Source organism: Lentisalinibacter orientalis, from assembly GCF_040706535.1.
GTDB classification, from domain to species: Bacteria; Pseudomonadota; Gammaproteobacteria; order Steroidobacterales; family Woeseiaceae; genus Lentisalinibacter; species Lentisalinibacter orientalis.
Genome location: NZ_JAPDRJ010000005.1, coordinates 310061 through 328404, shown reverse-complemented (window position 1 = coordinate 328404; position 18344 = coordinate 310061). Strand labels below are relative to the sequence as shown.

General features: G+C 70.3%; 18 protein-coding genes. 15 read left to right on the top strand and 3 right to left on the bottom strand.

The features are described 5' to 3' along the window. Position 1 precedes the first annotated feature (1 nt). Together ACJMK0_RS17325 and ACJMK0_RS17320 are read left to right on the top strand one after the other, a co-directional pair. Positions 2 to 493: a hypothetical protein gene (locus tag ACJMK0_RS17325; RefSeq protein WP_405240228.1), complete on the top strand. Its 492-nt coding sequence runs from the start codon at positions 2 to 4 to the stop codon at positions 491 to 493. Positions 494 to 606: 113 nt separating this feature from the next. Beyond that, entirely contained in the window at positions 607 to 1293 is a 687-nt protein-coding gene (locus tag ACJMK0_RS17320; protein ID WP_405240226.1) for a hypothetical protein, read from the top strand. 9 nt (positions 1294 to 1302) lie between these two features. Here ACJMK0_RS17320 and ACJMK0_RS17315 read toward each other — a convergent pair whose 3' ends face one another. Next, positions 1303 to 3426, bottom strand: coding sequence for a S9 family peptidase (locus ACJMK0_RS17315; protein ID WP_405240224.1), 2124 nt, complete (start codon positions 3424 to 3426; stop codon positions 1303 to 1305). Positions 3427 to 3430: 4 nt separating this feature from the next. Then, entirely contained in the window at positions 3431 to 3919 is a 489-nt protein-coding gene (gene hisI, locus ACJMK0_RS17310; RefSeq protein WP_405240222.1) for a phosphoribosyl-AMP cyclohydrolase, read from the bottom strand. 150 nt (positions 3920 to 4069) lie between these two features. Here hisI and cysS point away from each other — a divergent pair, with 150 nt between their 5' ends. The 4 genes from cysS to ACJMK0_RS17290 are packed head-to-tail and all read left to right on the top strand — an operon-like array spanning position 4070 to position 7216. Further along, positions 4070 to 5449 (top strand): cysteine--tRNA ligase, encoded by a 1380-nt coding sequence (gene cysS, locus ACJMK0_RS17305; protein ID WP_405240220.1) that lies wholly within the window; start codon positions 4070 to 4072, stop codon positions 5447 to 5449. Positions 5450 to 5454: 5 nt separating this feature from the next. Continuing rightward, complete coding sequence (locus tag ACJMK0_RS17300; protein ID WP_405240218.1) at positions 5455 to 5883, top strand: SufE family protein; 429 nt, start codon at positions 5455 to 5457, stop codon at positions 5881 to 5883. Continuing rightward, positions 5883 to 6146 carry a membrane protein insertion efficiency factor YidD gene (gene yidD / locus ACJMK0_RS17295; protein WP_405240216.1) on the top strand — a complete coding sequence of 88 codons (264 nt, stop codon included), beginning with the start codon at positions 5883 to 5885 and terminating at the stop codon, positions 6144 to 6146. Before ACJMK0_RS17300 ends, yidD begins: the two co-directional genes overlap by 1 nt. Further along, on the top strand, positions 6143 to 7216 hold the full coding sequence (locus tag ACJMK0_RS17290; protein ID WP_405240214.1) for a hypothetical protein: 1074 nt from the start codon (positions 6143 to 6145) through the stop codon (positions 7214 to 7216). Before yidD ends, ACJMK0_RS17290 begins: the two co-directional genes overlap by 4 nt. A gap of 18 nt (positions 7217 to 7234) precedes the next feature. Here ACJMK0_RS17290 and ACJMK0_RS17285 read toward each other — a convergent pair whose 3' ends face one another. Further along, positions 7235 to 7642: a MerC domain-containing protein gene (locus ACJMK0_RS17285; RefSeq protein ID WP_405240212.1), complete on the bottom strand. Its 408-nt coding sequence runs from the start codon at positions 7640 to 7642 to the stop codon at positions 7235 to 7237. A gap of 172 nt (positions 7643 to 7814) precedes the next feature. Here ACJMK0_RS17285 and ACJMK0_RS17280 point away from each other — a divergent pair, with 172 nt between their 5' ends. From ACJMK0_RS17280 to tldD, 9 genes are all read left to right on the top strand, one after another. Next, positions 7815 to 8075, top strand: a complete 261-nt coding sequence (locus ACJMK0_RS17280; protein WP_405240210.1) for a Trm112 family protein — start codon at positions 7815 to 7817, stop codon at positions 8073 to 8075. Between the two features lie 73 nt (positions 8076 to 8148). After that, positions 8149 to 9174, top strand: a complete 1026-nt coding sequence (gene holA / locus ACJMK0_RS17275; RefSeq protein WP_405240208.1) for a DNA polymerase III subunit delta — start codon at positions 8149 to 8151, stop codon at positions 9172 to 9174. A gap of 34 nt (positions 9175 to 9208) precedes the next feature. Beyond that, complete coding sequence (nadD, locus tag ACJMK0_RS17270; RefSeq protein WP_405240206.1) at positions 9209 to 9871, top strand: nicotinate-nucleotide adenylyltransferase; 663 nt, start codon at positions 9209 to 9211, stop codon at positions 9869 to 9871. 40 nt (positions 9872 to 9911) lie between these two features. Beyond that, the gene (rsfS, locus tag ACJMK0_RS17265) at positions 9912 to 10268 is read left to right on the top strand and encodes a ribosome silencing factor (protein ID WP_405240204.1); all 357 of its coding nucleotides are present in this window, start codon (positions 9912 to 9914) and stop codon (positions 10266 to 10268) included. 9 nt (positions 10269 to 10277) lie between these two features. Next, the gene (gene rlmH / locus ACJMK0_RS17260; RefSeq protein WP_405240202.1) at positions 10278 to 10748 is read left to right on the top strand and encodes a 23S rRNA (pseudouridine(1915)-N(3))-methyltransferase RlmH; all 471 of its coding nucleotides are present in this window, start codon (positions 10278 to 10280) and stop codon (positions 10746 to 10748) included. 29 nt (positions 10749 to 10777) lie between these two features. Beyond that, positions 10778 to 11410, top strand: a complete 633-nt coding sequence (locus tag ACJMK0_RS17255) for a Maf family protein (protein ID WP_405240200.1) — start codon at positions 10778 to 10780, stop codon at positions 11408 to 11410. Next, a complete protein-coding gene (gene rng, locus ACJMK0_RS17250; protein WP_405240199.1) occupies positions 11403 to 12917 on the top strand; it encodes a ribonuclease G in 1515 nt (504 codons plus the stop codon). Before ACJMK0_RS17255 ends, rng begins: the two co-directional genes overlap by 8 nt. 10 nt (positions 12918 to 12927) lie before the next feature. Then, complete coding sequence (locus ACJMK0_RS17245) at positions 12928 to 16773, top strand: YhdP family protein (RefSeq protein WP_405240198.1); 3846 nt, start codon at positions 12928 to 12930, stop codon at positions 16771 to 16773. A gap of 85 nt (positions 16774 to 16858) precedes the next feature. Continuing rightward, a complete protein-coding gene (tldD, locus tag ACJMK0_RS17240) occupies positions 16859 to 18304 on the top strand; it encodes a metalloprotease TldD (RefSeq protein WP_405240196.1) in 1446 nt (481 codons plus the stop codon). Positions 18305 to 18344: the final 40 nt, after the last annotated feature.

The window sequence follows — 18344 nt, the reverse complement described above, 5'->3', positions numbered from 1 at the left end:
CATGCTCCGCTGTGCCGACCTCGCGGACGCGGCCATCCGCGCCCTGTTCGCGCCCTACCGCCTCCGCACCGAGCGACTGCCCGACGCCAGCCCCATACCGGGCAGCTACTGGGGCGAGCCGGAGGCCGGGCTCGTGGGCCGCACGCTCTACTACCGGGGCGACACCCCGGTGCATTCGCTGCTGCACGAGGGGGCGCACTACGTCTGCCTGTCGCCCGCGCGCCGCGCCGGCCTGGATACGGATGCCGGCGGCGACGACCTGGAGGAATGCGCGGTCTGCTATCTCCAGGTGCTGCTTGCCGATGCCCTGCCCGGGGTCGACCGCCAGCGCCTGTTCGCCGACATGGACGCCTGGGGCTACAGTTTCCGGCTCGGCAGTGCGGCCGTCTGGTTCCGCGAGGACGCCGCGGATGCGCTGGCCTGGCTGCGCCGCGAAGGACTGGTGGACGGATGCGGACGGCCGCGGGCGGCGCTGCGCGGGGCCGCGGCTTGAGGGCGGCCCGGGATTGACGCGGGAGTGAACCAGGAGCGGCCCGGCGCAAGAATCCTGGCTGCGAGGGAGCGGGTCTCCTATAGTGGTCGACCCGTCACGGCAGGGCCTTCACCATGACCGTATTCCTGCGCTACGCGGCCTACGCCCTCGCCACGGGCGGCCTGGTGGGCCTGCTCGTCCTGCTCGAGGTCGAGTTCCCGGGCAGCCTCGGCCTGCAGGTATTCCGCGGCCCGTCCGACGCGCTCGGTACCAGCGAGTACTCCCTGGTCGAGTCCCTGCAGCTCGTGCTGATCGTGGTCAGCGGGCTCGTGTTCGGCGCCGTCGCCTGGTGGCACCGTGGTCAGCGGCCGGTCGCGATCGGTTTCGCCGCCCTGGCGCTGGCCTGCCTGGTGCGCGAACTCGACTACTTCCTGGATCTCTGGTTCGCCGACAACCTCTGGCAGGTGCTGCTGGCCGTCGTGGTCGCCCTCGGCGGCGCCTATCTGCTGCGCCACCGGCGCCGCTACGCCGTCGGCTGGGCGCGGCTGTGGCCGTCGCCGGCGGCCACGCTGCTGTTCGCCGGCGCGGTGGTGCTGTTCCTGTTCTCCAACCTGATCGGCCACGAGGCCTTCTGGCGCGTGCTGCAGGGCGAGGACTACCGGCGCATCGCCAAGCTGGCGATGGAGGAGATGACGGAACTGGCCGGCTACGCGCTGTGCTTCAGTGGCGCCATCGAGTACTACCTGGAGGCGCGCCAGCTGGAGGGCGCCGGCCCGTCGGGTCCCGGCGATCGCCTCGCCCGCCTGCTGGGAAGGCCCTGAACGACACCCTCAGCGGGCGAGATAGCGCTCGAGCCAGCCCAGCACCTCCCGGTGCCACTGCACGCTGTTCGCGGGCTTCAGCACCCAGTGGTTCTCGTCCGGATACCACAGCAGGCGGCTCTCCACGCCCTGGCGCTGCAGCGCCGCGAAGGTGGCCAGCGCCTGGGTGCCGGGTACCCGGTAATCCAGAGCCCCGTGGACCACGAGCATGGGCGTGCGCCAGTTCGTCACGTAGTGCACCGGGTTGTGGTTCTCGTAGGCGGTCGGGCCGGCGTAATACGGGCCGCCGAATTCGTGCTCGGGGAACCAGAGTTCCTCGGTGGCGAAATACATCATGCGCAGGTCGAACAGACCGTCGTGATTGACCAGGCAGCGGAACCGCTCCGGCCAGTTGCCCGCGATCCAGTTGATCATGTAGCCCCCGTAGGAGGCGCCCAGCGCGCAAGCGCGTTCGCCGTCCAGCCAGGGGTAGGCGGCCAGTGCGGCCTCCAGGCCGCGCTTCAGGTCGGTGAGGGGCTTGCCGCCCCAGTCGCCGTTGATGGAGTCGGTGAACGCCTGGCCGTAGCCGGTGGAGCCGTGGAAATCGATGAACACGACCCCGTAGCCCGCCGCGGCGTAGACCTGCGGGTTCCAGCGGTAGTGGAACTGGTCCGCGAAGCTGCCCTGGGGGCCCCCGTGGATCAGGAAGGCGATCGGATATTTCGCCTCGGGGTCCCGGTCGGCGGGCTCCATCACGTAGCCGTACACGGTCTCGTCGTTCCAGCCCGGGAAGCTGAATTGCGCGAACTCCGCCATGCGGATATCGGCGAGGCGCTCGTGGTTGACCGCCGTGATCTTCTCCAGCGCCAGGGTTTCCAGGTCGAGCCGGTGCAGGTCGGCCGGCGCGCGCAGGGAATGCTTCACGAACACGACGGATTCCGGCCCGACGCTGATGCTGCCGGCCGTGCCGGCCGCGGTCAGCGGCAGCACGCTGCCGCTCTCGATGTCGATGCGGAACAGGAGCCGCCGGCCCCAGTCCTGGGCCACCGCGTAGATTTCCCGTCCGTCCGTCGAGAACGCGATCTCGCTCGGCGAGCGGTCCCACTCCGGCGCCACCTGGCGGGTGCGGCCGGAGTCCGTTTCACGCAGCATGATGCGCCGGCGGTCCGACTCGTAGCCTGCCGTCGCCATCGACAGCCAGGCCAGGCGTTCGCCGTCCGGCGAGAACACCGGATGGCCGTCCCGGCCCGGATTCTCCCCGGTCAGGTTCCGCACCCGACCGCCGCCGGCGGCGACGGCGTAGAGGTCATAGTCCGTGGACCAGGCCTCCTGCCGGTCTTCGGGTTTGGCCGTGAAGACGAGGCCCCGGCCGTCGGGAGAGAAGACGTAGTCCGCGACGCCGCCGAAGGGCCGGGACGGGATCTCCGCCAGCAGTCCCGCGGATGCCAGCCGGGGCGGCGCCTCGCCGGCCAGGCCGTCCCCGCCGAGGGACGCGGTGAACAGGCGCGAGACCGTGCCGTCCTCCCAGCGATCCCAGTGGCGGACCATGAGTCGGTCATAGACGCGGCCTGTCTCCGGGCTCTCGGCGCGCGCGGCCAGTCGCTCCGCCGTGCACGCGAGGTCCGCCTCGCAGTCCGGCAGCACGGCGGCGGTGAAGGCGAGCGTCGTGCCGTCGGGGGAGAGGCGGAAGGTCGATACCGGCACGGGATAGTCGGTGACCCGGATCGGTTCACCGAAATCGAGCGGCATCATCCAGACCTGGCGGGTGCCGCTGCGGGCGGACAGGAAATACAGCCGCTCGCCGTCCGGGCTCCACTGCGGCGACGTGTCGTTCTCCGGGTGATTGGTGAGCCGGCGCGGCGCCGCGTCTTCCTGCAGCGCCAGGAGCCAGATATCGGTGCGTCCCCGGTCGGCTGCGCGGTCGGTCTCCCGCAGCGTGTAGGCCACGGCGCTGCGATCGGGCGCCACCGCCGGTTCCGACAGGCGCTTCAGTTCGACCAGGTCGTCGCCGGTCAGGCCCTGCGCGCCGGCCGCCCCGGCCGGGCCGGCGGCCAGCGCGACGGCGACTGCGGCAAGGCCGATGGGACCGACACGGCGGACCCAGACGAGGCGGCCGATGCGACCGATACGGCGGCGTGCAGCGGAGAACGCCACGGCGTCAGAGCACGGTCGGGTTCGGCGCGTCGCCGTAGACTGCTTCCGGGTCGAACACCTTCTCCGTCTCGGTGAACTCGAGCTCCATCGGGCCGCCGGCGGCGTCCGGCCCCAGCGGGACCTTGCGGTAAAAGCAGGAGCGGTAGCCCACGTGGCAGCTGGCGCCGCTGCCGGCGACCTCGACGCGCAGCCAGACGCAGTCCTGATCGTCGTCGATCAGCATCTCGCGCACGTGCTGCACGAGGCCGCTGGTGGCGCCCTTGTGCCACATCACCTGACGGCTGCGGCTGAAGTAGTGCGCCTCGGCGGTCTCGATGGTGCACGCCAGTGCCTCGGCGTTCATGTAGCCCTGCATCAGCAGCTCGCCGGTCTCGTAATCGGTGGTCACCACCGGGATCAGCCCGTGCTCGTCGAAGCGGGGCGCGAGTTCGCGACCTTCCTCCACCTGCTCGACGCTGCGGCGCGTCTCGAACCTGACAGTCGGCTCCGCCATGTCTGCTCCTGGGCGTTGGGTTGAAAACCCGCCATTATAGGCGATCGACAGCCGGTCCAGTATTGCTATCATGGTCGGCCGACCCGGAATTTTCCGTTGTTTTCTGCCGACAAGGTTTCCCTGGAGAATCTCAGAGAATCTCGCAGCGCCATGACGATCCAACTCCACGACACGATGCGAGGGGAGAAAGTCCCCTTCGAGCCCCGGGATCCGGAGCGCGTGACCATGTACGTCTGCGGGCCCACCGTTTACAACTTCGCGCACATCGGCAACGCCCGCCCGGCGGTCGTTTTCGACGTGCTGGCGCGCCTGCTGCGCCGCCGCTACCGCCTGATCTACGCCCGCAACATCACCGACGTGGACGACAAGATCAACCAGGCTGCGAAGGATACGGGCCAGCCGATCTCGGCCATCACCGAGCGCTTCGCAGACGCCTATCACGAGGACATGGCGGCCCTCGGCGTGCTGCCGCCTGACGTCGAGCCGAGGGCCACCGCGCACATCCCGCAGATGATCGCGATGATCCGGGCGCTGATGGACGCGGGCTATGCCTACGAGGCAGAGGGGCACGTGCTCTTCGACGTGGACGCGTACCAGCAATACGGCGCGCTGTCCCGGCGCAACCTGCGCGAGATGATCGCCGGCGCGCGGGTGGAAGTGGCGCCGTACAAGCGGGCGGCCGCGGATTTCGTGCTCTGGAAACCCTCGGGCGAGGACCTGCCCGGCTGGGACAGCCCGTGGGGCCGCGGCCGGCCCGGCTGGCACCTGGAGTGCTCGGCGATGTCCGAGACTCATCTCGGCGAGACCATCGACATCCACGGCGGCGGCCAGGACCTGATGTTCCCCCATCACGAGAACGAGATCGCCCAGAGCACCTGCGCCCACGGCGGCCGGCAGTTCGCGCGCTATTGGGTGCACAACGGTTTCCTGAACGTCGAGCACGAGAAGATGTCCAAGTCCCTCGGCAACGTGCTGCTGGTGCGCGACCTGCTGGAGCGTTGGCCGGGCGAAGCGGTGCGGGTGGCGCTGCTGTCCGCGCATTACCGCCAGCCGCTGGATTGGACGGAGGACCTGATCACCGAATGTCGCCGCAAGCTCGACCGCCTGTACGGCGCCCTGCGTGCGGCTGCGCCGACGGCGGAAGAGGTTGCCGGCGCGGAACCGGCGGCGGACTTCCTGGCGGCGCTGGAGGACGACCTGAACACGCCGCGGGCCATGGCGGCGCTGTTCGATATGGCCCGGCGGGTGAACAAGGCGCAGGACGAAACAGAGCGGCGCCGTCTCGCCGCCATGCTGGTCGCCAGCGGAGACGTGATGGGCCTGTTGCAGGACGACCCGGAGGCCTGGTTCGCAGCCGGCGGCGACGAGCTGCCCGATGCCGAGGCGATCGAGGCACTGCTCGCGCAGCGCCAGGCGGCCCGCAAGGCCCGGGACTTCGCCGAGGCGGACCGCATCCGCGACGAGCTGGAGGCGCGGGGCATCGTGATCGAGGACGGACCGGACGGCACGCGCTGGCGTGTGGCGAGCTGAGGACTATGAGCGAGATCGACCAGGCCGAGCAGGAACTCATCGAGGAATTCGGTTTCTTCGACAACTGGATGGACCGCTACCAGTACCTGATCGAACTGGGCCGGCGGCTGCCCGAGTTCCCCGCCGACGAGATGACGGAGGAGAACAAGCTGCAGGGCTGCCAGTCCCAGGTCTGGCTGGTGTCCTCCGCCGAGGACGGCCGCATGCATTACCGGGCTACCAGCGACGCGGCCATCGTCAAGGGGCTCATCGCGGTGGTGCTGCGGGTCTACGACGACCGCCCGCCGGAGGACATCGCGGCGGCGGAGCCCTCCTTCATTGCGGCGCTGGGTTTCGACGAGCACCTGAGCCCCACCCGCAGCAACGGGCTGATGGCCATGCTGAAGTCCATCCGCGCGCGGGCGGCGGCGGAGTGCGCCGGCACGACCGCCTGATGGGCGCCCGGCTCCTGCGCGGCCTGCTCCTCGGCCTGATCCGCGGCTACCAGATCCTGGTCTCCCCGTTCCTGGGCGCGAACTGCCGGTACCAGCCGACCTGTTCCGAATACGCCCGCGAGGCCATCACCCGCCACGGTGCGCTGAAGGGCGGGGCGCTCGCGCTGCGCCGCATCGGCCGCTGCCATCCCTGGGGCGGCAGCGGCTACGACCCGGTGCCGGAGCCGGAGGACGCCGCCGGCGAACCCCAGCCGCGCCGATGACGCCGCGGGAGTTTCTCCGCGAACTCGTATATCCCGTCACCCACGGCGGCCTCGCCGTCGCCATCGTCTGCTTCGCGGCGCTGGCGCTGCTGGCGGTCAAGGCGGGCCTGTTCGGCCTCTGGCTGGCGGTGCTGCTGAGCGTCGGCGGCGCCAAATACCTGCTCGCCGTGCTGCGGGCCCGGGCACTGGGCGAGGAGCCGCCGGTGGCGGAAGTGGACCTGTTCAATCCAGCCACGCGGCTGTGGATGCTCGGCGCCTGGGCGGCCATCTCGATCGCGAGTTTCGGGGCGGTGCTGCTGGCAAGTGCAGGCCACGGCGGCGCGGCGAACGTCCTGCTCTACGCGGCCGCCTTCCTCTTCCCTGCCGCCGCGTTACGGCTGGCGGTGACCCAGTCGCCGCTGGAGATGCTGCGCCCGCTCGCACTGCTCGACACGATCGGGAAGACGGGTGCCACCTACGGCTGGATATTCGCCGCCGCTGCGGTCGCTGCGCTGGTGAACCGCCTCGCCGCCGGGCTGCCGGAACTGCTTCGATTCCTCGCGGCCGCCTACCAGGTGGTGCTCCTGTTCAGCCTGAGCGGTGCGGTGTTCTATTCCCGTCGCGATGCGCTCGGTCTTCCGGTGCGGCGCGCGCCGGAGGTCGACGCAGCCCGGCGCCGGCAGGCGGCGGAGCGCGAGCGCAGGTCCGTGCTGGACCACGCGTACGCCCACGTCAGCCGCGGCAACGGTCCGGCCGGCCTGGCCTACGTCCGCCAGTGGCTGGAGCGCAACGACGACGGCGTGGAGGCCTGGCGATGGTTCTTCGACGCATTCGGCGAGTGGGAATCCACCCGCGCCCAGATCAATTTCGGCCGCGACTACATCGCACGGCTGGGGCGCGCCGGCGCCTGGGAGGAGGCTCTGGCGGTACTGGAGCGGTGCCTCGCTCTCGACGGCAGCTTCCGCCCGCGGGACGACGACAGGAAGCCGCTGCTGGCTGCCGCAGAACGCCACGGCCGGGCCGGGCTGGCAGCCGTACTCCGGGGCGAGCCGTATCCGGGGTCGGCGCAGGGGCCCTGGCCGAGTGCCTGACTGCTCCCGGCCGCTCGCTCAACCGTGCCGCGGCGCGGGCCGGCCGCACCACACCGCGTTCATCACGTGGGCCAGTCCGAGAACGACGGCACCCGCCATCGTCAGTGCGGTGTCGGCCGCCGGGCCGTAGACGTGGTGCCCCAGCGTGGCGCCCAGCACCAGCAGGGTGAGCCCGGCGCCGCCCAGCCAGAGCACCGAGTTGCGGCGGTGCTCGCGGTAGCCTCTCGGCAGGGCGATGGCGCTCAGGGGTATCACGAGCGCCAGCATGGCCACGTGGGTCCAGCCGCCGTCGAAGCCGAGGCCGACCATGGCCGGCGCCGCCACCGTCGCCAGCGACAGGGCGAGGCAATGCAACAGGCAGAGCCCGGACAACGCGACCGCGAGGCGATCGAGGCGCCGTCGATGTAGTGAGGGGGTGTTTTCCACGGGAACCTGGGGTTACGCTAGCGGGGTGATCCGGCGCCGGCCGGTATTGAAAGATATAACATTACATTTCTGGCGGCAATGCCGGCATCCGAACCGCGGCCACTGCCACGCGACAGTCGAGCGGCATCACCCTCGCGAAATCATCTGTGGAAACCTGACGGAAGAACATCCCGTGAAGCGAAAACTGCTGGAAATCCTCTGCTGCCCAGTCACCCACAAGTCCCTGCACCCGGCGACGCCGGACGTGCTCGAGCGACTGAACGCGGCCGTCTCCGAGGGGCGTCTGCTGCGCCACGACGGCAGTCCGGTGGAGCGGCGTCTGGACGAGGCGCTGGTGACCGAGGACGACCGGATCGCCTATCCCGTCGAGGACGGCATCCCGGTGCTTCTGGAAGACGAGGCCATCGCGCTCGCTCAGCTGTCCACGCCCTGACCGGGTCGCCGAGGTTCCCTGCCCGCGCGCCGCCCATGTATGATCGGCGCAATACCGAGCCCGAAATTGCAGAGTGAAAATCAGCGCCGCCCAGCTCAAGGCCGACCTTAAAGAACGCATCCTGCCGCTTTACTTCGTGACCGGCGACGAGCCGCTGCTCGTGGCCGAGGCACTGGACGCGATCCGGGCCCGGGCCCGGGAGCAGGGCTATGCGGACCGCGAGGTCCTGACGGCGGAGCGCGGTTTCGACTGGAACCGGGTGTTGGCCGGCGGCGCGAGCCTGTCGCTGTTCGCCGAGAAGCGGATCCTCGAGCTGCACCTGCCCACGGGCAAGCCGGGCGATGCCGGGTCGAAAACCCTGGTGGAACTCACCGCCTCCCTGCCGCCGGACACGCTGGTGCTGGTATCGGCGCCGAAGCTGGAACGCGCCCAGCTGTCTTCGAAGTGGGTGAAGGCGCTCGACGCGGCGGGCGCTGTCGTGCAGGTCTGGCCCGTGGATGCCCGCGCTCTGCCTGACTGGATCGCCGGACGAATGCGGGAGCTGGGCCTGGAGCCCACCCGCGATGCGGTGCGGCTGCTGGCGGACCGGGTCGAGGGCAATCTGCTCGCGGCTGCCCAGGAACTCGAGAAACTGCGCCTGGTGCACGGCGAGGGGCCCGTGGACGCGGACCAGGTGGAGGCCGCCGTCGCGGACAGCGCCCGCTTCAATATTTTCAAACTGAGCGATGCGGCCGTCGCCGGTCACGCGGATCGGGCGCTGCGCATCCTGGGTTCGCTGCGCGCGGAAGGCGTCGAGCCGGTGCTGGTGTTGTGGGCGCTCACCCGGGAGCTGCGCACCGCCGCGCTGGTCCGCGACGACCTCGAAGCGGGGGTCGCGCTGGCGCGCAGCCTGAAGCAACGGGGCGTCTGGTCGAGCCGGGAGGACCTGCTGCGCGCCTGCATCGGGCGGCACAGCCCGGCCAGCCTGCATGCGCTGATGCGCCGGGCGGCCCTCGCCGACCAGGTGGTCAAGGGCCGCGCACCGGGACAGCCCTGGCAGGAGCTCGTGGCGCTCACGACGGGCATGGCGCAGGGGCCCCGGGTGCGGCGGGCCGCGTGAGGAGACGGGCCACAGGCGGGGAGGTCGCGCGCCGATGAATCCCATGGGCGTATTCGGCGGGACCTTCGACCCGATCCACTACGGTCACCTGCGGACGGCCTTCGAGCTGCTGCAGGAACTGCGGCTGTCGGAGCTCAGGTTCATGCCCTGCGGCACGCCGCCGCATCGGGGCACGCCCATCGCGGATGCCGCCCTGCGCGTGCGCATGGTGGAACTGGCGACGGAGGCCCAGCACGGTTTCGTGGTGGACGACCGGGAGCTGCAGCGCGAGGGGCCGTCCTATTCCGTCGACACCCTGGCGGCTCTGCGCGCGGAGTATCCCACCCGCTCGCTCTGCCTGATCGTGGGCATGGATGCGTTCCTGAGTCTGCCCCGCTGGTACCACTGGCGCGAGATCCTGCAGCTCGCCCACATCATCGTGGCGCACCGGCCCGGCTGGCGCGCGCCCGACATGGGACCCCTCGGCGAGCTCCTGGTGGACCGCGGCACCGGACGCATCGGCGATCTGCACGAGTCACGCGCGGGCAGCATCTATATCCATGCCGTGACCCAGCTCGAGATCTCCTCGTCGGACATCCGGGCGCTGGTCAGGGCCGGGCGCGATCCGCGCTTCCTGATGCCGGACGCAGTGCGGGACCTCATCCACGAGAGCGGCTGCTACCGGGCGCCGGCGGGCGACGACGGCGGCGGGGAATGAGCGGAGACGGTACGGATGACGAACGACTACGGGAGACTGCATGAACAGTGAAGAGCTGCGCGATCTGGTGGTGGAGGCGCTGGAGGATCTGAAGGCGAGGGACGTCAAGGTGCTCGACGTGCGCCATCTCACGACCATCACCGATTACATGATCATCGCCAGCGGCACTTCGGACCGCCACGTCAGATCCGTCGCCGACCGGGTCATCGAGCGTGCCGGCGAGGCGGGGCTCAAGCCCTACGGTGTGGAGGGCGAGGAGAAGGGCGACTGGATCCTCGTCGACCTGCAGGATGCGCTGGTCCACGTCATGCAGCCCGAGACCCGGGACTTCTACAACCTGGAGAAGCTCTGGGACATCAGCGAGCCCCGGAACAGCGCCGCGTCGACAGAGCGCTGAGCGGCTGCCGTGCGCGTGCGAGTCGTGGCCATCGGCGGCCGGCCCCGTTCCTGGGTCGCGCAGGCCTGGGAGCAGTACGCGAAGCGCCTGCCGCCCCAGTGGCGCACGGAGCTCGTGGAAGTGCCGGGCGCCCGGCGCTCCGCGCGACAGCCCGACGCCGAGGTGAAGGCCGCCGAGGCGGACCGGGTACGCGGGGTGTTGCGTCCGGACGAGCGGGTCGTCGCCCTCGACGAGCGCGGCCGCGAACTCGACAGCGAAGCATTCGCCGCCCGGCTGTCCGGCTGGCTCGCCCAGGGCCGGGACATCGCGTTCGTGATCGGCGGCGCCGACGGGCTGGACGCATCGTTCCTCGCCGCGGCGGATTTCCGCTGGTCGCTCTCGCCGCTGACGCTGCCCCACGAGATGGTGCGCGCGGTGCTGGCCGAGCAGCTGTACCGCGCCTCCACCATCATCGCCGGCCATCCGTACCATCGAGTATGAATCCGGTATGACTCTGGCATGAATCGGGCATGATGAGCGGCGCGGATCCCCACAGCGGAGCGGTGGTGCTGGCATCGGCATCGCCCCGGCGCCGGGAGCTGCTGGCCGCGTACGGTCTGGAAACGGTGGTGCGACCGGTGGGCGTCGACGAGACCGCCCGCCCCGGGGAGACGCCGCGGGACTACGTGGAGCGGCTCGCGGTTGCCAAGGCGGAGGCGGCGGCCGCGGACGCCCCGGAAGCCGTCGTGATCGGGGCCGATACCGCGGTGGTTCTCGATGGCGAGATCTACGGCAAGCCTGCCTCGGCGGCGGACTTCCGGCGTATGATGGGCGCGCTGGGCGGACGCTCCCACGAGGTCTACACGGCCGTCGCGGTCGTACAGGGAGGCCGGACTGCGGTCCGCACGGCGGTGAGCCGGGTCCGGCTCAGGAAACTCGATGAGGGGGAGATGCGGCAGTACTGGGCCAGCGGCGAACCGCGAGACAAGGCCGGCGGTTACGCCATCCAGGGCCTCGGTGCGCTGTTCGTGACCGGACTCGAGGGCAGCTACTCCGGTGTGGTGGGACTGCCGCTGTACGAGACCGGGGAGCTGCTGGCCGCCGTGGGAGTAAACCTGCTGGCGCTGGCGGCGGCCGGAGGGAAGCGAGAGAGCGATGGGTGAAGAGATCCTGATCAACGTCACGCCGCGGGAAGTCCGCGGCGCCGTGCTCGAGAACGGCGTGCTGCAGGAGATCTTCATCGAGCGGGCCGCGCGGCGGGGCCTGATCAGCAATATCTATCGCGGCAAGGTCTCGCGGGTGCTGCCGGGCATGCAGGCGGCCTTCATCGATATCGGCCTCGAGCGCACTGCGTTCCTGCACGCCTCCGACATCGTCGCACCCACGCCGGTGGAGGACGTCCCCGGCGGTGGCACCGGCAATGGCGCCACCAATGGCGCCACCAATGGCGAGCGCCCCCGCCAGGCGAATATCCGCGAACTGGTCAGCGAGGGCGCCGAGATCGTGGTGCAGGTGCTGAAGGACCCCATCGGCACCAAGGGCGCGCGGCTGTCCACCTTCGTCACGCTGCCGTCGCGCTTTCTCGTGCTGATGCCCCACGGCAGCGGCATCGGCATCTCCTCGCGCATCGAGGACGAGGCCGAGCGCGCGCGGCTGAAGAGCCTGATGGAGGCGATCATGCCGGAGGCACCGGAGCACGGCTACATCGTCCGTACGGCGGCCGAGGGAGCCGGCGTCGAGGCGCTGCGGGCGGACATGATCTTCCTGCAGCGCATGTGGGAGGTCATTCAGGAGCAGGCGCGGGCGCAGCGCGGCATCGGGCTGATCCACGAGGACCTGCCGCTGCCCGTGCGCATCCTGCGCGATCTCGTCAGCGCCAACATCGAGCGCATCCGCGTGGACAACGGGCGCACCTTCGAGAAGATGAAAGGCTTCACGCGGCGTTTCCTGCCGGACCTCGAGCCCATCGTCGAGTTGTACGACGAGCGCCGGCCCATCTTCGACCTGTACGGCGTGGAGGAGGAGATCCGCAAGGCCCTGGACCGCACGGTGCCCCTGAAGTCCGGCGGCTACGTCATCATCGACCAGACGGAGGCGATGACCACCGTCGACGTGAACACCGGCGGCTACGTGGGCAGCCGCAACCTGGAAGAGACGATCTACCGTACCAATCTCGAAGCCGCGGTAACGATCGCGCGCCAGCTCAAGCTCCGCAACCTGGGCGGTATCATCATCATCGACTTCATCGACATGGAGGAGGCCGAGCACCGGGACCGGGTCATGCAGGTACTGGAGCGCTCGCTGGCCGCCGACCATGCCCGCCACCAGATCACCCAGGTCTCGCCGCTGGGGCTCGTCGAGATGACGCGCAAGCGCACCCGGGAGAGCCTGGAACATATCCTGTGCGAGGCTTGTCCAACCTGCGAGGGCCGGGGACAGGTACGCACGGCGCAGACGGTCTGCTACGAGATCTTCCGCGAGATCCTGCGCCAGCACCGGCAGTTCAGTTTCGAGGGCCTGATGGTCCTCGCCCACCAGGACGTCATCGAATTGCTGCTGGACGAGGAATCGGCCGGCCTGGCGGAACTGGAGGAGCTGACCGGGAAGCCCATCCGGCTGCAGACCGAATCGCTGTACGCCCAGGACCACTTCGACGTGGTGCTGCTCTGACCGGACGCAGATGAACCGCTACGCCGCAAGCGCGCTGAAGTTCTTCGCCTACACCGTCGCCGCGCTGGTGATCCTGCTGGCGGTGGGGGTGGGGCTGCTGCGGCTGATGCTGCCGGAGCTGCCCGAGTACCGGGAGGAGATCCGTGCGCGGGCCAGCGCCGCCATCGGCCTCGACGTGCAATTCGAGCGCATCGACGCCCGCTGGCGGCTGAACGGTCCGGAGCTGATATTCACCGACGTCACGCTGATCGACCCCGGCACCGGCGATGCGGTGCTGGATGCCGACGAGGTGAGCGTGGGCGCGGCCATCCTGCGTGTGCTCCGGGAACGTCGCATCAGCGTCGGCCGGCTCGCGGTGACCGGCACGAGCGTGACCGTGGAGCGGCTCGGCGACGGCCGTTTCGCCGTCCAGGGCCGCGCGGCCGAGACCTCCGAGGACGTCTCCGGCAGCGACCTGCCCCGGGACATCCGCATCGTGCTGGAGGACGTCGATTTCACCTACAGCGATCCCCGTGCCCGGGGCGGCCCGCTCGAGGCGCGGCTGACCAGTCTCGAGTGGAACCGCTCCGGCGAAGACCAGGAGCTGGAGGCCCGGCTCGAGCCCGGCAGCGAGCTCGGCAGCGCGCTGCGCATCCTGGCGACGCGCCGGGGAGGCCGGCAAGGCGGCGCGCCCGTGTGGGACGTGAACGTGGAAGCCAGCGATCTGGACCTGGGCCGGCTGGCCTCCATCCTGCCCGAGGAGTGGCCGGCGCCGGCGGCCGGTATTGCCGATGTGGAGATCTGGTCCCGGTTCCGCGACGGGTTGCTGCGCAGGGCGGGGGCCACGCTGGAGGCGCGCGGGCTGGCGCCCGCGGTCGCCGGCGACGCACCGCCACCGACGCCTTACGATCTGAGCGCCCGGCTGGAGTGGGCGCTGAACGACGGCGGCTGGCTGGCGGCGGTGAACGATCTCAGGATCGAACGCGGCGACACCCTGCGCCCGGACAGCTTCCTCGAGGTCTCGGCGGAGACGGACGGGGACTCGCGCCTCACGGCTCTCGAGGTCGAGTCCGGTTTCCTCTCCATGGACGACATCCGCCCCTTCGCGGCCTGGCTGCCCGCCGCCGTGGCGCAGCCTTATGCCGATTACGACCCCAGCGGCGATCTGGTGTCGCTGCGGCTGCGCGTGGACGGCCTGCCCGAGGCCGTGCCGCTCACCTATTCGCTGGAGGCCGAGCTGCGCGATGCCGGTATCGCGCCCCACGGCTCCGTTCCCGGTGTCCGAGGTATCTCGGGCAGCGTGCGGGCCGACGAGTCCAACGGCCGCCTGGTGATCGACAGCCGGACGCTGGTCCTGGATGCACCGGAGGTTCTGGCCGCGCCGATCGATTTCACCCGGGCGGATGCCACGGTGGTCTGGCGCGGCACCGGCAGCGGACTCACCGTGCTGTGCGACCGGTTCATCCTGGAGGACGAGTGGCTCGCCACAGAGAGCAGCTTCGAGCTGGATCTGCCCGGCGGCCCCGAGGCATCTTCGCCGCGGCTGGACTTCACCGGCGAGTGGCGGCTCACCGACCTGTCGCGCACACCCCGCTATCTGCCCGTCCGCGTCATGCCGCGCCTCGCCGTGGAATGGGTGGAGAAGGCCCTCGTCGCGGGCCGGGCGGAGCGGGGCACGGTGCGTTTCGACGGTGCGCTGGCCGACTTCCCGTTCGACGACGGCGAGGGCGTCTTCCGTGCCCGCACCAGCATCCGCGACGCCGTCATGCGTTTCGCGCTGCAGTGGCCGGATATCGAGCAGCTCGACGGCGAAGTCGTGCTGGAGGGCATGCGCCTCTCCAGCACGGAGAACTCCGCCGTCACCAAGGGCGCCGCCATCGAGAACGTCTATGCGGCGATCGAAGACCTGCGCAAGGGCATGCTGGAGGTGCGCGGCGCGGCGACCGGCACCCTGGCTAACGTCGTCGCCTACGCCGAGGCGTCGCCGCTCTCGGGCCTGTTCGGCGGCCGCCTCGCCGACGTCACGGCCGCGGGTCCGGCGAGCGTGGCACTCGATCTCACCATGCCCGTGACGCGTATCCAGGAATACGCCGTGGAGGCGGCCGTCAGCACGACGGACGGGCGGCTCTCCCTGGCGGGGTTCCCGCATCCCCTCACGGCGATCGCGGGCACCGCGCGCATCACTCGTTCCGGCGTCGAGGGACAGGATATCGAGGCCGTCTTCCTCGGCAGCCCGGTGCAGATCGAGCTGACCTCTGCCGGCGAGGCGAGCAGCGACGTCGCGGCGATCGCACTGGCGGAGAGCCGCATCGGCGCGGAGGCGCTGGTCGAGGAGGCGGGTCTCCCCCTCGCCGGAGAGATCGCGGGTGAGACCGATTATCGGGCCACGGTGCGCTTTCCGAAGGCCGGGCAGGAAGACGGCCCGCCGGTCACCATCCGGGTCGAGTCCCGCCTGGAGGGGATGAGCGTGAGCCTGCCCGAGCCTGTGGCCAAGACAGCGGACGAGTCCTGGCCGTTCAGTTTCGAGGTCGTATTTCCGGAACCGGGCCTGCTCGGGATCACCGGCTTCTACGGCCAGACCGCCAAGTGGACCGCGGAGGTGGGCCGGGAAGCCGACGGCTGGCGCCTCAGACGCGGCAACGTCCACCTCGGCCCGGGACTGCCATCGCTGCCGACGGGTTCCGGTCTCTACCTCACGGGCAGCCTGGAGCGGCTGCGGCTCGGCGACTGGCTCGATCGAGCCACGGCGGGAGAAACCGCGCCTGGCGGGTTGATCCGCGCCGCGGATCTGACCGTGGGCGATCTCTATGCCTACGGCCAGCGCGCCCGCAGCGTCGGCCTGCAACTCGAGCGCAACCCCAGCGACTGGCTGGTGCAGGTGGAAGGACCCACCGCCGCGGGCTCGATCATCGTGCCGGCCGACCTCGCCGACGGCCGCCCGCTGGTGCTGGACATGGAACGCCTGCACCTCGTCGAGGCCGATCCGCAAGCCGGCGATCCGGGCAGCCCGGCCCAGTATCCGCCGCTGGACGTGCGGATTGCCGACTTCCGGCTGGGCGAGCGGGATTTCGGCGCGGTGTCGGCCACTTTCCGCAAGACCGAGACCGGCATCGAGAGCGACGACCTCACCGCGAGCGCAGCCACCTTCGAGTTCACCGGCGGCGCCGGCTGGCGGGTGGACCTCACGGATCCGGCGGGTCAGCGTGCCGGCCTTTCCGGGCGCCTCCAGAGTACCGACGTGAAGGAGACGCTGAGCGCGCTCGGCTATTTCCCGGGCATCAATGCCGACGAGGCCACCGTGACCCTGGACCTGTCGATCTCGGGTCCGCCGCGCGCCGAGTTCCTCGAAGAGCTCGATGGCGAGGTCTCCTTACGAATCCTGAACGGCCAGCTGGACGAGGTGGATCCCGGCGCGGGGCGGGTCTTCGGCCTGCTGTCTGTGGCGGCGCTGCCCCGCCGCCTGTCCCTCGACTTCCGCGACGTGTTCAACAAGGGCCTCGGTTTCGACAAGATCGAAGGCACGTTCCGTATCGTCAACGGCGACGCCTATACCTGCGACCTCACCCTGGAAGGCTCGGTGGCCGATATCGGCGTGGTGGGCCGCGCCGGGCTGGCCCAGCGGGACTACAACCAGACGGCGCTGGTCAGCGCCGACGTCGGCAGCAGCCTGCCCGCGGTCGGCGCCGTCGTCGGCGGCCCACCGGCCGCGGCGGCGCTGCTGCTGTTCTCCCAGATATTCAAGAAGCCCCTGCAGGAGCTCGGCCAGGCCTATTACCAGGTGAGCGGCGATTTCGACGACCCGACCATCGAGCGCACGGATGCGCGCCGTTTCGGGGCCACCAGCGAGCTGGCGGGCTGCCTGAACCAGGGCGAGTGAGCGCTGCCCCGTCTGATAGGATAGACGGCTACCGGCAAGGACGGGCGCCTGGCCGGACAGCCAGGCCCGAACGGAGGCTTTCACTGTGACCGAAACGAACGCGCTGGAGACGGCGCAGAAGGAACTGCTGGACCCCGCCGGGCTCGACGAGGGTCACCTGAGCCGGACGCTCGGCGCCATCATGCGGCGTTCCATCGACGCGGCCGACCTGTATTTCCAGAGCTCCCGTTTCGAGGGCTGGAGCCTCGAGGACGGCATCGTCCGCGAAGGCAGCTACAGCCAGGAGCAGGGCGTGGGCGTGCGGGCGATCTACGGCGACAAGACCGGTTTCGCCTATTCCGACGAACTCGTGCTGCCGGCGCTGGAGCAGGCCGCCGATGCCGCCCGCGCCATCGCCGCAGGCGGCGGCGACGCGCAGGTGCAGGCCTGGAGCCGCAACCAGCCGCCGGCGCTCTACCCGGCGACCGATCCGGTGTCGAGTCTCGGCGACGAGCAGAAGACCGAACTGCTGCGCAGTGTCGACCGGGAGACCCGCGCGCTGGACTCCCGGGTGAAGGAGGTGGTGGTGAGCCTGGTCGCCTCCCACGACCTGGTGATGATCGTCGGCAGCGACGGCACCATGGGGGCCGATTCCCGTCCGCTGGTCCGCTGCAACGTCCACGTCATCGTGGAGCAGAGCGGCCGCCGGGAGCAGGGCTACAGCGGCGGCGGCGGTCGCACGGACCTCACCTTCTTCCTCGAGAACGACCGTGTCATGGATTACGCCCGGGAGGCGGTGCGCCAGGCGCTGGTCCAGCTCGAGGCGGTGCCGGCGCCGGCCGGCAGCATGCCGGTGGTGCTGGGACCGGGCTGGCCGGGCGTGCTCCTGCACGAGGCCATCGGCCACGGCCTCGAAGGCGACTTCAACCGCAAGGGCACTTCCGCCTTCTCCGGGCGCATCGGCCAGCAGGTCGCCTCCGAGCTCTGCACCATCGTCGACGATGGCACCCTGCCGGGACGTCGCGGCTCGCTCACCATCGACGACGAGGGCACGCCGTCGTCCTGCACGGTGCTGATCGAGAACGGCCGTCTCAAGGGCTACATGCAGGACAAGATGAATGCGCGCCTGATGGGTGTCGCGCCCACCGGCAACGGCCGCCGCGAATCCTTCGCCCATCTGCCCATGCCGCGCATGACCAATACCTACATGCTCGCGGGGCCGCACGATCCGGGCGAGATCATCGAGTCGGTGGAGTACGGGCTCTACGCGCCCAGCTTCGGCGGCGGTCAGGTCGATATCACGTCGGGCAAGTTCGTGTTCTCCGCCAGCGAGGCCTACCTGATCGAGAAGGGCCGCATCGGCGCGCCGGTCAAGGGCGCCACCCTGATCGGCAACGGCCCGGACGTGCTCACGCGGGTGTCCATGGTGGGCAACGACCTCAAGCTCGACACGGGCGTCGGGGTCTGCGGCAAGGAGGGGCAGTCGGTGCCCGTCGGCGTCGGCCAGCCTACCCTGAAGGTGGACCGCATCACGGTGGGCGGCACGAGCTGAACCCGCCGGCAGGCGGCCGGCTTGGCAGCCCGCTCTGTGA

Bases quoted from the DNA above. Each gene is read 5' to 3' on its own strand.
- ACJMK0_RS17290 (WP_405240214.1), top strand. From the start codon at position 6,143: ATGACGCCGCGGGAGTTTCTCCGCGAACTCGTATATCCCGTCACCCAC.
- nadD (WP_405240206.1), top strand. From the start codon at position 9,209: ATGAATCCCATGGGCGTATTCGGCGGGACCTTCGACCCGATCCACTAC.
- ACJMK0_RS17320 (WP_405240226.1), top strand. From the start codon at position 607: ATGACCGTATTCCTGCGCTACGCGGCCTACGCCCTCGCCACGGGCGGC.
- cysS (WP_405240220.1), top strand. From the start codon at position 4,070: ATGACGATCCAACTCCACGACACGATGCGAGGGGAGAAAGTCCCCTTC.
- ACJMK0_RS17325 (WP_405240228.1), top strand. From the start codon at position 2: ATGCTCCGCTGTGCCGACCTCGCGGACGCGGCCATCCGCGCCCTGTTC.
- rng (WP_405240199.1), top strand. From the start codon at position 11,403: ATGGGTGAAGAGATCCTGATCAACGTCACGCCGCGGGAAGTCCGCGGC.
- yidD (WP_405240216.1), top strand. From the start codon at position 5,883: ATGGGCGCCCGGCTCCTGCGCGGCCTGCTCCTCGGCCTGATCCGCGGC.
- ACJMK0_RS17255 (WP_405240200.1), top strand. From the start codon at position 10,778: ATGATGAGCGGCGCGGATCCCCACAGCGGAGCGGTGGTGCTGGCATCG.
- rsfS (WP_405240204.1), top strand. From the start codon at position 9,912: ATGAACAGTGAAGAGCTGCGCGATCTGGTGGTGGAGGCGCTGGAGGAT.
- hisI (WP_405240222.1), bottom strand. From the start codon at position 3,919: ATGGCGGAGCCGACTGTCAGGTTCGAGACGCGCCGCAGCGTCGAGCAG.
- ACJMK0_RS17245 (WP_405240198.1), top strand. From the start codon at position 12,928: ATGAACCGCTACGCCGCAAGCGCGCTGAAGTTCTTCGCCTACACCGTC.
- ACJMK0_RS17300 (WP_405240218.1), top strand. From the start codon at position 5,455: ATGAGCGAGATCGACCAGGCCGAGCAGGAACTCATCGAGGAATTCGGT.